Origin of the sequence: Diplocloster modestus, from assembly GCF_019042245.1 — a bacterium.
GTDB lineage: Bacteria > Bacillota > Clostridia > Lachnospirales > Lachnospiraceae > Diplocloster > Diplocloster modestus.
On sequence record NZ_JAHQCX010000001.1, the window covers coordinates 334,789 to 348,078 of the forward strand.

15 protein-coding genes are annotated in these 13,290 nt (G+C 49.3%); all 15 read left to right on the plus strand.

Annotated features, from left to right (window positions below; genetic code table 11):
- Nucleotides 1–6: 6 nt before the first annotated feature.
- The 15 genes from KTH90_RS01540 to KTH90_RS01610 all read left to right on the plus strand — a co-directional run bounded on the left by KTH90_RS01540 (nucleotide 7) and on the right by KTH90_RS01610 (nucleotide 13,090).
- Nucleotides 7–738, plus strand: coding sequence for a sodium ion-translocating decarboxylase subunit beta (locus tag KTH90_RS01540; protein ID WP_158351810.1), 732 nt, complete (start codon nucleotides 7–9; stop codon nucleotides 736–738).
- Entirely contained in the window at nucleotides 738–1,679 is a 942-nt protein-coding gene (locus KTH90_RS01545; RefSeq protein WP_158351812.1) for a CPBP family intramembrane glutamic endopeptidase, read from the plus strand. Before KTH90_RS01540 ends, KTH90_RS01545 begins: the two co-directional genes overlap by 1 nt.
- 32 nt (nucleotides 1,680–1,711) lie before the next feature.
- Complete coding sequence (locus KTH90_RS01550) at nucleotides 1,712–2,047, plus strand: hypothetical protein (RefSeq protein ID WP_158351814.1); 336 nt, start codon at nucleotides 1,712–1,714, stop codon at nucleotides 2,045–2,047.
- A gap of 139 nt (nucleotides 2,048–2,186) precedes the next feature.
- Nucleotides 2,187–3,473 carry an amidohydrolase gene (locus KTH90_RS01555; protein WP_238726157.1) on the plus strand — a complete coding sequence of 429 codons (1,287 nt, stop codon included), beginning with the start codon at nucleotides 2,187–2,189 and terminating at the stop codon, nucleotides 3,471–3,473.
- 368 nt (nucleotides 3,474–3,841) lie between these two features.
- A complete protein-coding gene (locus tag KTH90_RS01560) occupies nucleotides 3,842–5,485 on the plus strand; it encodes an efflux RND transporter periplasmic adaptor subunit (RefSeq protein WP_158351818.1) in 1,644 nt (547 codons plus the stop codon).
- A 9-nt stretch (nucleotides 5,486–5,494) separates the two neighbouring features.
- Entirely contained in the window at nucleotides 5,495–6,211 is a 717-nt protein-coding gene (locus KTH90_RS01565) for an ABC transporter ATP-binding protein (protein WP_275061296.1), read from the plus strand.
- Nucleotides 6,198–7,487 carry an ABC transporter permease gene (locus tag KTH90_RS01570; protein WP_158351820.1) on the plus strand — a complete coding sequence of 430 codons (1,290 nt, stop codon included), beginning with the start codon at nucleotides 6,198–6,200 and terminating at the stop codon, nucleotides 7,485–7,487. Before KTH90_RS01565 ends, KTH90_RS01570 begins: the two co-directional genes overlap by 14 nt.
- Nucleotides 7,488–7,506: 19 nt before the next feature.
- Nucleotides 7,507–8,184: a response regulator transcription factor gene (locus tag KTH90_RS01575; protein ID WP_158351822.1), complete on the plus strand. Its 678-nt coding sequence runs from the start codon at nucleotides 7,507–7,509 to the stop codon at nucleotides 8,182–8,184.
- Nucleotides 8,177–9,589 carry a HAMP domain-containing sensor histidine kinase gene (locus KTH90_RS01580; protein WP_158351824.1) on the plus strand — a complete coding sequence of 471 codons (1,413 nt, stop codon included), beginning with the start codon at nucleotides 8,177–8,179 and terminating at the stop codon, nucleotides 9,587–9,589. The genes KTH90_RS01575 and KTH90_RS01580 overlap by 8 nt, the downstream gene beginning before the upstream one ends.
- A 356-nt stretch (nucleotides 9,590–9,945) precedes the next feature.
- The gene (locus KTH90_RS01585) at nucleotides 9,946–10,263 is read left to right on the plus strand and encodes a PadR family transcriptional regulator (protein ID WP_158351826.1); all 318 of its coding nucleotides are present in this window, start codon (nucleotides 9,946–9,948) and stop codon (nucleotides 10,261–10,263) included.
- Between the two features lie 3 nt (nucleotides 10,264–10,266).
- On the plus strand, nucleotides 10,267–10,953 hold the full coding sequence (locus KTH90_RS01590) for a DUF1700 domain-containing protein (RefSeq protein ID WP_158351828.1): 687 nt from the start codon (nucleotides 10,267–10,269) through the stop codon (nucleotides 10,951–10,953).
- A gap of 3 nt (nucleotides 10,954–10,956) precedes the next feature.
- The gene (locus KTH90_RS01595) at nucleotides 10,957–11,877 is read left to right on the plus strand and encodes a DUF4097 family beta strand repeat-containing protein (RefSeq protein WP_158351829.1); all 921 of its coding nucleotides are present in this window, start codon (nucleotides 10,957–10,959) and stop codon (nucleotides 11,875–11,877) included.
- A gap of 60 nt (nucleotides 11,878–11,937) precedes the next feature.
- Nucleotides 11,938–12,144, plus strand: a complete 207-nt coding sequence (locus tag KTH90_RS01600) for a PspC domain-containing protein (protein ID WP_158351831.1) — start codon at nucleotides 11,938–11,940, stop codon at nucleotides 12,142–12,144.
- A gap of 81 nt (nucleotides 12,145–12,225) precedes the next feature.
- Nucleotides 12,226–12,435, plus strand: coding sequence for a small, acid-soluble spore protein, alpha/beta type (locus KTH90_RS01605; RefSeq protein ID WP_158351833.1), 210 nt, complete (start codon nucleotides 12,226–12,228; stop codon nucleotides 12,433–12,435).
- A 208-nt stretch (nucleotides 12,436–12,643) separates the two neighbouring features.
- Entirely contained in the window at nucleotides 12,644–13,090 is a 447-nt protein-coding gene (locus KTH90_RS01610) for a GNAT family N-acetyltransferase (protein ID WP_158351835.1), read from the plus strand.
- The last annotated feature ends 200 nt before the right edge of the window (nucleotides 13,091–13,290 follow it).

Consider the following 13,290-nt stretch of genomic DNA (forward strand, 5'->3'; position numbering starts at 1 on the left):
TACGGTATGTTTCGGATTAGGGATATGATGAGGAGAAGAACAGTCAAAAAGGGAGCCGGGAGTATTAGCATGATCGGGGGCGCTGATGGGCCTACGTCGGTTTTTGTGGCTGGGAAGGTGAAGAGCAAAAAGAATGCGGATAAGAAGAGTCAGGAGCAGGAGCGTAGGATTCAGGAGATTATAGGGACGATTGTGCCCGGGAAGAGGAGTATGGAGGAAGTTTGTGAATATTTGATATCGGACTTGGGGGCGGAGGAGAGTGAGATTGACCGGGGGCGCAGGGAATGTATGAAGTTTAATATCCTGTGCAGGTATTTTCCGGAAATTTTGCCTTCGATGCCAGAAATCAAGGGCAGGCATACGCAGGCGCGGGCGGATAAGTGGGCGGAAGAATGCAGGATCAGGCATGAGGAGATACAGAATTACCCCGAGGAGAGTCTGGACCTGGATATGCATCTTTTTGAACTGCCGCTGGTGGTGAAGGGGGAGAGGATCGGCTGTTTTTATGTGGAGTTAGAAAGGAATACCGGTTATCTGTCCTGCAGCTGGAACTATGATATCGGTGACAGGAAGATGGATCAGAGGGATATCAAGGAGGCGGGGGACCGATTGATGGCAGGGATTATGAGGTTTCGGGGATTGGCGCAGGAGGATATCGATAACAGGACTCAGGAGTTCTGGTGTTATATTAGTATGGAGCAGTACTTAAGCGGACGTTTCGCACAGGAGGAAATTTGATGAGCGCAAGAAAGACATTCAGCAGGCTGGGATTTGTTTTATTGCTGGTCATGGCCGTGGCACAGGGAGGGCAGGTTCTGCTGCTGAAATTGGGATATTGGCTGCTGCCGGCGGACTGGCAGGGGGAGTGGATGACCTACGCGGTCCTGGAAATCGTTATGTGGGGGATGGCACTGCCGGTTATGTGGGCGCTTACCAGGAAGATCCCGGTCGAGGGGAAGGGAGAGGTCAGGAAGCTTCGGACCAGGGAATTTTTGTTTTTGGTTCCAGTGACGGAGGCGGCGGGATATATCTGTAATCTGTTCGGGATTATCCTGTTGATCCCGTTGATTCTTCTGTTGGTTTTGAAGGGGGGGAATCCCTCGGATATCAACCCGCTGTTTGATCTGCTGGGCCATGGCGCGGGGGTTCCTATGTTTCTTGCAGTTGTGGTTTTTTCACCTGTCGTGGAGGAACTGCTGTTTCGATGGCTGCTGCTGGACCGGTTGAGAAGGTTTGGGGATAAGACTGCTATTCTGATCAGTGCGCTGGCCTTCGGATTGTTCCACGGTAATCCACTGCAGTTTTTGTACGCGACGGCGGTGGGAACGATATTTGCTTATATTACGCTGAAAACTAATACAGTGCGCTATTCGATCGGACTTCATATGATTTTGAACCTGTTCGGGAGCCTTGCCATGTATGTGATGATGATAAAGAATCCGTTTCTGATGCTGAAGGTAACTGTCCTGCTGTTGGCGGTCATTTTTGGTATGGTGGTTACCGGGATTGTGCTCTTGTGTATTCGGTGGAGGTGGATCCGGTTTGCGCCGGGGCCTGATCCGGTCCCGCGGGGGGCGGGCTTCCGGACCGCAGTGCTGAACCCGGGGATGATCTGCTTTCTTCTGTGCTGTTTCGTGTTATTTACCGCATTTTTTGTGTCGCTGTTTATCCAACTGTAGCAGATGGGTGGGAATAGGAGTTGTGTACCGGGATGAAAAGCAGAGAACGAAGCATTCATTCTTTGAAATATATTTTATCAATGCTGATACTGGCCGTGATTCTTCCTATGTATTTATGCGTCGGTATTATCAGTGGGTTCTATATTAATCTTTATAAAGGGCAAAGCGATGCGGCCAGAGAGAATACTTTGATGATTCAGCTCAATACGCTGGAAACTTCGCTGGATAATATTCAGCGAACCGTGTCTAATTACTATACCAAAAATTTGTCTGCCGGATATAAAAAAGCGAAAAATAGTGAACTGGAGCTTTATTTTTTTCAGCAGCAGCGGGGCCAAGATCAGTGTCCGAAAGGAATCTTTTCTTGATAAACTGTTGGAACAGGAGATTTCTACTTCAGGCATTGACAGAATCTTATCAGAAAAACAAAAGCAACTAAACAGCTGGCTTCAGGAAAAAGACAGATCATGATAAAGCAGATATCAGATCACAGAGGAGGTACTTAAATTGGAACATACCTATGAACAACGGCTGCTCCACTACCGGCGGGATTTTCACCGCCATCCGGAAACCGCCTGGCTGGAGTACAGGACCAGTGCGATTCTGGCCAACCGGTTGGAGGAACTGGGCTGTGAAGTGCGGGCCGGTGAAGAGATCATTGATCCCGGATATATGATCTCGCCCGTAGAAGAGGCAGAACGGAACAGGCAAATAGATAAAGTTCAGGAAGAGATGCCGGAACTGGCACCATATCTGCAGCGGATGGGAAATGCCACAGGAGTGATCGGGGTGATGGACACTCACAGACCCGGTCCGCTGACCGCTTTCCGGTTCGACATCGATGCATTACCGATAGAAGAGGCGTATAACAGCAGCCATCTGCCCTGCCGGCAGAATTTCCGGTCGTTATGGGGACAACGGATGCACGCCTGCGGCCACGATGGGCACAGTGCCGTGGGGATCGTGCTGGCAGAAAAAATAATAAATAATTTGGACAAATTCTGCGGCCGGTTCATGTTCATATTCCAACCGGCGGAAGAGGGGGCAAAAGGGGGAAAATCCATAACGGATTCCTGGAAGTATCCCATTCCCGATTACCTGTTCGCTTTTCATATCGGTTTCGCCAAGGCCGATGAGCTGGTATGCGGCGTGGATCGGTTCCTGGTTACCACGAAATTTGATGTCACTTTCACCGGAGAGTCCGCCCACGCGGGAACCACCCCAAACAAGACCAGGAACGCGCTGCTGGCGGCAGCCGAGGCAACCCTTCGGTTTCAGGACATTCCGCCCAGTCCCGAGGGGACTACCCGGGTAAATATAGGCTGCTTTACGGCGGGGGAAGCCCGGAACGCCATTGCTTCCAAAGCGTACCTGCAGGGCGAAACCCGTGGGGAGACCGAGAAACTGGATGCCTACGTCATGGACCAGGTACAGAAGCTAATCCCTCAATGCGCAGCTCACTACCAGGCCGGATCAGAGCTTTGTGTGGTGGGCAGGACGGCCAGCGAACCAAGTGACACCCGGCTTTGCCGCCTGATCGCCCGGCAGGCGGAAGAACTGGGCATTTACCGTGAAATTACGCTCCACAAGCATTTCCCGGCCAGCGAGGATGCCACCTGGCTGATGCGGATGGTCCGGGAACATGGCGGAGAGGCCTCCTATCTGTTATTCGGTGCGGCCCTTGAGGCCGGGCATCACAGTCCGGAATTTGATTTTGATGAACAGGTGCTGATGAAAGCCCTTAGACTATTGTACCGGATGGCTTGTGTGCTTCAACAGGCAGGGAAGGACTGAGCGTTTACACTGACTAACGGAGAAAAAATACAATTGGCCAATGGAGGAAAAGATAATGGATGATACTAAGAAAGAACAAGAGCGTGAGTATGAACTGCGAATTGGCGACCACGATCTCCTTACGGAGCGGACAAGATATAACTGAAAATAGCAAACGAAACGACCATGCTTGAGCATTTCTACTCTTGCATGGTCGTCTTCTGTCTGTACCGTTTGAAGGAGTCCCCGCCCGCGCCCCAAGGTTCTTCCCGGACCATAGTCAAAAATCCTCTAACAGCCAATTTCATTGAATTTACATATAAAGTTTATATTGAGTTTAAACTGCCGTGATAATTTACTGAAAGATCTTAACAGAACGGAGGATTAAGGTGAAAAATAAATGGAATAAGGTATGGAACTTTATAAAACGTCATAAAAAGATGGAAATCGCTTTCGTGTTGATCGTGGCAGTGGGTGTGGTGATTGTCCAGGTGGTCAGCGCCATGGGGAGCAAAGCATCCATACCGGTGGACCTACCGCAGCAGACAGCGGCTGTGGAGAGGCGGGATCTGATGAATACGCTGAGCGCTACAGGTACGGTAGAGAGCCAGGAGCAAAAGGAGATCAGTTCGACGCTTCAGAATTATGAAGTGAAGACGGTGAACGTTGCGGTAGGAGATCAGGTGCAGGAGGGGGATGTGCTGCTGGAGTTCGACAGCACGGATCTGGAAGAGTCTTTGCAGCAGGCCAGGGATGAACTGGCTGTGGCCCAGGCACAGAACAGCCTGAGTCTGAAATCCGCCCAAAGGGATCTGGAAAGTACCAAGACGAATGTGGAATATCAGACCCAGAGTGATGACCAGAAGGTGGAGAACGCGGAACAGAATCTGGATGCCGCGCAGACGAAAGCGGCTGACGCGGCGGCTCAGTATCAGGCGGCTGTCGATGATAAAAATGCCAGGAAAACGGCTCTTAATGAGGCAGTGGCGGCTCAGGCAGCACAGGAGGAGATCGAGGCGCTGACCAAGGCTTATGAGGAAGCTTCCGCAGCGGAAAAGTCTGCGAAGGAGGCCAGCGAGTCCGCAGATAATGCAGTGGTTACCGCCCAGAATAATTATGATTCCGCCGTCACCGACCGGGCGAAAAGTTATGAAAGTAATGTCAGCAGTGTGGAAAAACAGGAAGATTCCGTTACGAATCAGAAGTTAAATAACTCAACCAGCCTGACCAAACAGGAAGACTCCGTTTCGTCTTACGAGGAGGACCTGGAGAAATGTACGGTTACGGCGCCATGGGCCGGAACGGTTACGGAAGTAAATGTGGAAGCCGGTGATACCTATACAAGCGGCACACTGGTCAAAATAGAAGATTGCACAGGATATATGGTAACTGCCAATATTGATGAATATGATATCAGTAAAATCAGCCAGGGTATGAAGGTCTATATAAAAACGGATGCCACCGGTGAGGAGGAACTGGAGGGGGAAGTGACGCACGTATCCCCGGTACCGGTCAGCAGCAGTTCAACCGGCACCAGCGGCGGGATGTCCACCAGCACGGATGCCTCTTATGAGATCAAAGTTTCGATCCTGACTCCGGCCGAAGAACTCAGGATCGGTATGACTGCGAAACTCAGTATTGTACTGGAATCTGTGGAAAATGTGCTGGCTGTCCCATACGACGCGGTGCAGCAGAACGCAAACGGCGACAGTGTGATCTATGTGCTGGACAGCAGCGCAGGGACGCAGAACAGCCAGGTTCCAGCTGACGGCGGGGAAGGCCGGAAAGAGGGAGCGCAGAAGGCTTCCGCTGCCGACCAGACGGCGCAGCAGAATCAAAAAGAAATCGTGGTGACCACCGGACTGGAGACCGACTATTACATCGAGGTGCAGAGTGATGAACTCACCGAAGGAATGCAGGTGATTACCCCCACATATTCCACAACGACCGGCAGCGATACAGGCTCCGCCATGTTCGACATGGGCGGCGGCATGATGGGCGGCGGTGGCGGCGGAATGCCGATGGGCCGATAGGAGGCCGCTATGGAACAGGAAATCATGTTGGATTTACAAAATATAATAAAGAGGTTCTATGTGGGGAAACCCAATGAGCTGGAGATACTTCATGGAGTCAATCTGAAGATAAAACGGGGGGAATTCGTATCCATCGTCGGCGCGTCCGGTTCCGGCAAATCGACCCTGATGAATATCATCGGTGCGCTGGACCGCCCCACGGAAGGGGAATATCATCTGGACGGCATCGATATCTGTAAGGCGAAAGACAAGGAACTTTCCAGAATCCGCAACCAGAAGATCGGATTTATCTTTCAGACCTATAATCTGGTGGCCAGAACCAACGCGCTGCAAAATGTGGAGCTTCCTATGCTCTATGGACGCAAAGGCAGGACGGACCGGAACAAAAGGGCGAAGGAGCTGCTGGAGCTGGTCGGAATGGAGGATCGGATGAACCACAAGTCCGATGAACTCTCCGGCGGGCAGAAACAGCGTGTAGCCATTGCCAGAGCCATGGCCAATGATCCGGCGATCCTGCTGGCCGATGAGCCTACCGGAGCGCTGGACTCCAAAACAGGCCGGCTGATCATGGATATTTTTCACCGCCTGCATCAGGAGCAGAACAAAACCGTCATACTGATCACGCATTCCAATGAACTGGCGGAGGAGACGGAGCGGATCCTGACGATCAAGGACGGTCTGATCACCGGGGAAAGAAAGGGGAGTCTGTCCTATGCTGGTGCTTGAAAATCTAAAACTTGCGGTGATGGGGCTTGTGACGAATAAGATGCGCGCCTTTTTGACCATGCTGGGCATCATCATCGGGATTGCCTCGGTAATCGCGATTGTGACGGTGGGGAATTCGCTGACGACTTCGATTACCGAATCCATGCAGTCCATGGGAGCGAATAACATTACGGTCGGCCTGCAGCAAAAAAGTGAAGAAACGGAAGTATCCGAGAGCGGAATGGAGTTTCGCGGACCCGGACGGCAAAAGGAACCGGCAGACGAAGACCTGATTACCGACGAGATGCTGGAAGAACTGCAGGCGGAATATACCACTGAAATTGAAGCGATATCCCTTACTGAGAGTGTCGGAAGCGGGACTGCCAAAGATGGGGACAAATATGCCAATGTCAGTATAACAGGAGCCAATGACGGATATTTTAAAACGGATGAGCTGACCATATTGAGCGGCAGAATGTTTCTGGATGTGGATCACGAAAAAGGCAAATCGGTAGCTATCGTCTCCGATAAGCTGGTCAACAATATGTTCGATGGAAATAATCAGGCGGCCCTTGGCAGCACCATCGATGTAAACATTGGCAGCCGCTATTATACCTATACGATTGTCGGAGTCTATGAGTATTCAGAATCCAGCTTTGGATTCTCCTCTTCCTCTGAGGAGGATATCACTACGACACTTTACATTCCGCTGGAGGCGGCAAAAAGCCAGAATCATTCCAGTGACGGATATCAGCAGTTAACGCTGGTTACCAGCGTGGGTACCGACGCTACCCAGTTTTTGAACCAGGTACAGTATTTCTTCGACAGCAGATACCGGAAAAACGAAGACTTCCAGGTATCCGCCTACAGCATGGAGAGTATGGTATCTTCCATGACGGATATGCTCTCTACGGTATCCCTGGCCATCGCGGTAATCGCCGGAATCTCCCTGCTGGTAGGAGGAATCGGCGTGATGAACATTATGCTGGTATCCATCACGGAGCGCACCCGGGAGATCGGGACCCGTAAGGCACTAGGCGCTACCAACGGTTCCATCCAGCTGCAATTTATCGTGGAGGCGGTCATTATTTGTTTGATTGGTGGGATAATTGGTATTATACTGGGAGTGGGACTTGGTTCGGTCGCAGCGAAGTTATTGGGATACGCGGCCAAAGCATCTGTGCTCAGTATCGTTGTATCGGTACTGTTCTCCATGGCGATCGGCGTGTTCTTCGGATTCTATCCGGCGAACAAAGCGGCGAAGCTGGACCCGATCGAAGCGCTGCGCTATGAATAGATGAGAGGGGACGATGGGAATGAATACGATCTGTATTGCCGAAGACGATACGCATATCCGCGGACTCATGGTGGAGTACTTAAACCGGGAAGGTTTTCGTATTCTGGAAGCAAATGACGGCCAGCAGGCGCTTAAGTGCCTGGAGAACTTGCAGGTGGATCTTCTGATAACGGATCTGATGATGCCCCGGGTCAATGGAATCGAATTGATCACGGAAGTGCGCAAGATAGACCGGGATATTCCGGTGCTGATTATAACGGCCAAAGAGATGTTTGAGGACAAAAAGATGGGATTCCTGGCCGGTGCCGACGACTATATGGTAAAACCTATAGATATGGATGAGATGGTACTGAGGGTCCGGGCGCTGCTGCGGCGCGCCAAATACGCCAGAGAACAGCGGATCGAATACCACGATACGGTATTAGATTACAGTAACTATGGATTCTTTATCAAAGGCCAGCCCATCGACTTGGCGAGAAAGGAATTCGAGATCCTGTTTTTGTTCATGTCCAATCCCAACAAGATATTCACACGGCAGCAGATCATGGACCACGTGTGGGGAAGGGATGCCAACAGCGTCGACCGGACGGTGGATGTGCATATCAACCGGATCCGAGATAAACTGGCGGACAATGAGGACATTAAAATCAGTACGGTGAGAGGACTGGGCTATAAACTGGTAAGAAATTATGAATAATCAGACGGATAGTCAACAAAAGAATAGTCAGCTCAAGAACAGTCAACCAAAGAATAGACGGCAAACGAAGATCCGGAACAAACATATTAAATTTTATAATTCCATAAGCTTTAAGCTGACAGTCATTGTTTTCCTGTCCTTTGCGGTGACGAACCTGATATCATCCGGTATCCTGAATCAGGTTGAGCGGCCCAGGGTAGAGGGATTTATGGAAGACCAGTTAAGAGGGAAACTTCTGGATTTTGAAAGAATATACAATGAACTGGGAATACATCCGAACGAGGCAGCCAAGTATTTCGCAGACCCTTCCATAGAGGTAAGGGTCTGTTCGGATGTCCGGGAACTAGTGGAAGAAGGCTTAATAAGTGAGGAAGGGGCCTTAAAAGTGGACAAGGGTGAAGCAGTAAATCTTCCGCCCGACAGAGACAGGCGCCTCCCCTGCTCCATTGGAAAAATTGGAAACCAGGTCGTAGTGATTTCCCCCCATGTAATGCGGAATTTTGCCAGCCAGTTTGACCGGTATCAGAAATTATTCATACTGATCACCATGCTCTTAGGGCTGATGCTGGTTTGGCTGGTAATCCATCTGGCGGTAAAGAGAATAAAAAAAGTCAATCAGGGAGTAACAGAGATCGCCGGAGGCAATTTTGACATCCTGCTTCCGGAGATGGGGAACGACGAAATGTCGGAGCTTTCCCATAATTTCAACATCATGGCGGAAGAACTTCGGTCAAACGAGTACCTGCACAAGGAATTCGTCTCCTCCGTCTCCCACGAGTTCAAAACCCCCATCGCCTCCATGAAAGGATACGCCAAGGCCTTAAAAGAGCAAACCTTAAGTGAAGAAAAGAGGTCCCAATATCTGGATATACTGATCGAAGAGAGCGGCAGGCTTTCGAATCTGGCGACCAATCTTTTAAGAATATCGGAGTTAAACCATGTGGTAATACAGAAACAGTTCCAGACAATCCAACTGGACGAGCAGATCCGGGATATCCTCATCCGCCTGCAGAATAAATGGGAAGAAAAAGATCTGAACCTGGAGCTGGAACTGGATGAAATCGCCTATTCATGCGACGAGGAGCTGCTCCATAATGTCTGGTACAATCTGCTCATAAACGCAATAAAGTTCAGCCCCACCGGCGGTACTCTCTGGATCACCCTGAAACAGCAAAACACACATATCCTATTCCGTGTCAAAGACGAAGGTCCGGGAATAGCGGAAGAAGACCAGGAACGCATCTTCCACAATTTCTACAAAGTAGACCGTTCCAGGAACACAGAGGGCAACGGCCTGGGCCTTCCGCTGGCTTTAAAAATCGTCCAGCTCCACGAAGGAACGATCCGTGTGGAAAGCGAACCCGGCCGGGGAGCCAGCTTCATAGTCGAACTTCCAGGCCATTAGTCTATGCATAAAGTGGACAAGGGGGGCCTCCGGAATAGGAGAAAAAAGTAACGGGTGCCGGATCGCTTGAGGCCGTGCCTAAGAACGGGTGACTCCGAAGAGGACGAAACCCGTTCTTTGGCACGGCCACAGGCGATCCGGCGCCCGTTACTTTTTTCTCCCATCCCGGAGCCCCCTTGCCCCTTCACACTCCGGCCTTATATCAATATATTACATTTATATTAAATCGAAAATACCTAGTTGACATATTATATTATATGATATATAGTATTGACTATAAAATAGTATTGCGAGTTGAATAATATTGAACTGTTTATATTATCATATGAGGAATACAATGTAAGGGAGTGGATTGCATGGTATTTAACACAGGTGCAGCCCTTCTGGACGCGATCGTATTAGCTGTAGTATCCAAGGAACAGAACGGAACTTACGGCTATAAGATCACCCAGGATGTGCGGCAGGTTATCGAGGTTTCAGAATCGACGCTGTATCCGGTACTGCGAAGGCTGCAAAAGGATGCCTGTCTGGAAGTGTACGACATGGAATGCGGCGGAAGAAACCGGAGATATTATAAGATAACGGAAAAGGGAACCGTTCAGCTAAACCTTTATAAAACAGAGTGGAAAGCTTACTCTACAAAAATATCAATGTTGTTCGCGGGGAGGATATAGAGGATGAACAGAGCAGAATTTATGAAAGAATTAGAGTTCCTGCTTCAGGACGTAACCGACAGTGAAAGAGAAGAGGCACTGCAATACTATAACGATTATTTTGACGATGCAGGCCCGGAAAATGAACCTGCCGTCATAGAGGAACTGGACAGTCCGGAGAAAGTGGCTGCCATCATCAAAAACGGCCTGAATTATAATGACCGGGAAGCGGGAGAATTTACCGAAACCGGCTACAGCGATATCCGGTTCAACACAAAGAAAGAGGTAAGCCGGCACGAGAACCCGAATGAAAAACAATATGAATATGACAAACGGCCGAAAGATACCGCCAAGATTATCCTGATTATCGTTCTCTGCCTGCTGGCATCACCGATTATCGTGCCTGTGGGCGGTGGGATCCTGGGACTGTGTGTAGGAATCTTCGGAGGGGCGATCGGATTATTTGTAGCTCTTCTGGTTGGAACAATCGGGCTGTTAGTAGCGGGTGTTGCGGTCTTTGTAATTGGTATCTTTAACATGTTTACCGGGCCGGCCACGGGCCTTGTTTTGACCGGGATCGGCTGTATCCTGTTTGCAGTGGGGATGCTGCTGACTATATTAGTAGTCTGGATCTGTGCAAAACTGATCCCCTGTATCATCAGAGGAATCGTAAACCTGTTCAGCAGATTATTCCATAGAGGGAGGGTGTAAGAAATGAAAAAATTTACTGGAATCTGCCTGATTGTCAGTGCGATTATTCTGGCTGCCGGTATCGCGTGCTGTACCGCCGGAGCGGCCATGGGATTTACCTGGAGCGATTTTAAATACTCTGCCCGGCTGGGTAACAGCTGGATCTTTAGGACCGTCGCTTACTGGAATGATGTGGAAGGATTTGATGATTATGATGTGACTGATTGGGACGATTACGATCCTGACATTGACACCGGCGACTTTGATGTAAATACCGGAGATATAGATATCAATGAGATGGAAACCAGAGATGGTGAGCACATGCGTGTGGGTATGGAAAATGTGCGGGAACTGGATGTGGAAATCAAAAACGGCACGCTGCGGATCGAGCCGTCGGCCGATGGCACCATGTATATGGAAGCCTGGGGTTATCTGAAAAAGCTGGATTTCGGGCAGGACGATGATGAATTTAAAATCAAGGACCGTTCCAGGACAAAGGACCGCTATAAAAAGAGTGTGGTCATCTATGTACCGGATGGCTATACATTTACCAAAACTAAGATCAGCCTGGGGGCAGGCGCGGGCTATATCGAAAGCATGACGGTCAGCGAGGAGGCAAAGTTCGAACTGGGTGCCGGTGAACTGGAGGTGAACCAATTTACCGGAGGTGAACTTAAGATTCAATGCGGAGTCGGCAGGCTGAGCCTGAACGGATCGGTAAACGCAGATGTAGATGTGGAGTGCGGAATAGGCGATACCCTGGTGCAGCTTGCCAACGCGGAGAACGAGTTTAATTATGACATGCAGTGCGGCATCGGAAGCATTGATCTGAATGGGAATTCGTATACTGCGCTGGGAGCCCGGAAAAAAATAAATAATGATGCAATGAATGAATTTGATCTTGAATGTGGGATCGGTACGATCCAGGTAGATATGGGGCGATAGCCGGGAGCACGAAAATAAGTGGTAATATATCAGTAAGCCAAAAGGGCAGGAGGAATCGAAATGAATGTAGAACAGAAAAAATTATACAGATCCAGAAGTAAGAGAATGATATGCGGAGTCTGCGGAGGCGTTGGGGAATATCTGAATATTGATCCCACCGTGATCCGGTTGTTATGGGTGGTCCTGAGCTTTGTGGGATTTGCCGGAATCATTGCCTATATTATTGCGGCCATCATTATACCGGAAGAACCATATAACCAGCAGTAACATATAGCGTTCGAGGTATAAAGGACGGGAAAACAGGCGATACTCCAGTTGTCAAATATTTGGAAAGGGGTATCGCCTGTTATGTCAAAGAAAAAAGATAAACCAATCAACCTTCATGAAATAGAACCGGAAGAGCAGCTGAAATATGAAATCGCAGAAGAGCTGGGACTTCTGGACCGGGTACTGACCGATGGGTGGAAGTCGCTGTCAGCGAAGGAGACCGGACGCATCGGAGGAATGATGACCCGCCGGAAAAAGCAGATTAAGGAGGAAGCGCTCAGAGAACTTTGAAGAAAAGAGCTTATGCGCTATGGGGCCGGGATGAGAGCGAAGCGGCAGGGATTTGCGGGACGTACCGCAATTTCTCTGCCGCCCCGCTCTCCTTTCTTATATAATGCCCCTTACCCGTCCCGCTGCAGGCAGGGGTTGCATAAAAATATTACATATGGCATAGTAAGGGTACGAAGAAACAGATAGTTTGTTGATATAGGAGGATCATATGTTTGCAGTAAGAGATATGAAATTAAGTGACAAAGAGCAGGTACTTTCTATGGTTGAGGAGTTTTACCAGAGCGACGCTGTGGATCATGCCATTTCCAAAGAGATCAGGGAGCGGTCATTTGAAGCAGCAGCCGGGACATCTCCAATGATACGGGGCATCGTGCTTGTGGAAGAAGAGCAGATTGTAGGATATGCCTACCTGACGCCATTCTATACCTGTGAGGCAGGCGGTGTGAACCTGATGATCGAAGAACTATTTCTCAAGGATGTATGCAGAGGGAAAGGGTACGGTACGAAATTTTTCCAATGGATGTTCCGGGAATATCCGGATGTGGTCCGGTTCCGGCTGGAGGTGACAGCGGCCAACGAGGGAGCAGCTGCTTTATATAAGAAACTGGGATTTGAATATTTGGATTACCGTCAGATGGTTCTGGACCGGTTGTAGAAGACAGGATATGGGATTATCTTTTTATATATTTTAAATTTGATTTTATTTCTTTTTAAAATAAAAGTCCCAATATATATATTATTTGGATTAAAAATTACCAACGGTGCTCTCGTGATGATTTATGTCGAAACGCACATACTATCTATGATTCAAAAGTTAATTCGAGATATATTCGATAGATTTATTCTAATCATACA

Excerpts from the sequence above, each read along its gene's own strand:
- KTH90_RS01540 (WP_158351810.1), top strand. The coding sequence starts at position 7 with ATGTTTCGGATTAGGGATATGATGAGGAGAAGAACAGTCAAAAAGGGA.
- KTH90_RS01545 (WP_158351812.1), top strand. The coding sequence starts at position 738 with ATGAGCGCAAGAAAGACATTCAGCAGGCTGGGATTTGTTTTATTGCTG.
- KTH90_RS01550 (WP_158351814.1), top strand. The coding sequence starts at position 1,712 with ATGAAAAGCAGAGAACGAAGCATTCATTCTTTGAAATATATTTTATCA.
- KTH90_RS01565 (WP_275061296.1), top strand. The coding sequence starts at position 5,495 with ATGGAACAGGAAATCATGTTGGATTTACAAAATATAATAAAGAGGTTC.
- KTH90_RS01570 (WP_158351820.1), top strand. The coding sequence starts at position 6,198 with ATGCTGGTGCTTGAAAATCTAAAACTTGCGGTGATGGGGCTTGTGACG.
- KTH90_RS01575 (WP_158351822.1), top strand. The coding sequence starts at position 7,507 with ATGAATACGATCTGTATTGCCGAAGACGATACGCATATCCGCGGACTC.
- KTH90_RS01580 (WP_158351824.1), top strand. The coding sequence starts at position 8,177 with ATGAATAATCAGACGGATAGTCAACAAAAGAATAGTCAGCTCAAGAAC.
- KTH90_RS01585 (WP_158351826.1), top strand. The coding sequence starts at position 9,946 with ATGGTATTTAACACAGGTGCAGCCCTTCTGGACGCGATCGTATTAGCT.
- KTH90_RS01590 (WP_158351828.1), top strand. The coding sequence starts at position 10,267 with ATGAACAGAGCAGAATTTATGAAAGAATTAGAGTTCCTGCTTCAGGAC.
- KTH90_RS01595 (WP_158351829.1), top strand. The coding sequence starts at position 10,957 with ATGAAAAAATTTACTGGAATCTGCCTGATTGTCAGTGCGATTATTCTG.
- KTH90_RS01600 (WP_158351831.1), top strand. The coding sequence starts at position 11,938 with ATGAATGTAGAACAGAAAAAATTATACAGATCCAGAAGTAAGAGAATG.
- KTH90_RS01605 (WP_158351833.1), top strand. The coding sequence starts at position 12,226 with ATGTCAAAGAAAAAAGATAAACCAATCAACCTTCATGAAATAGAACCG.
- KTH90_RS01610 (WP_158351835.1), top strand. The coding sequence starts at position 12,644 with ATGTTTGCAGTAAGAGATATGAAATTAAGTGACAAAGAGCAGGTACTT.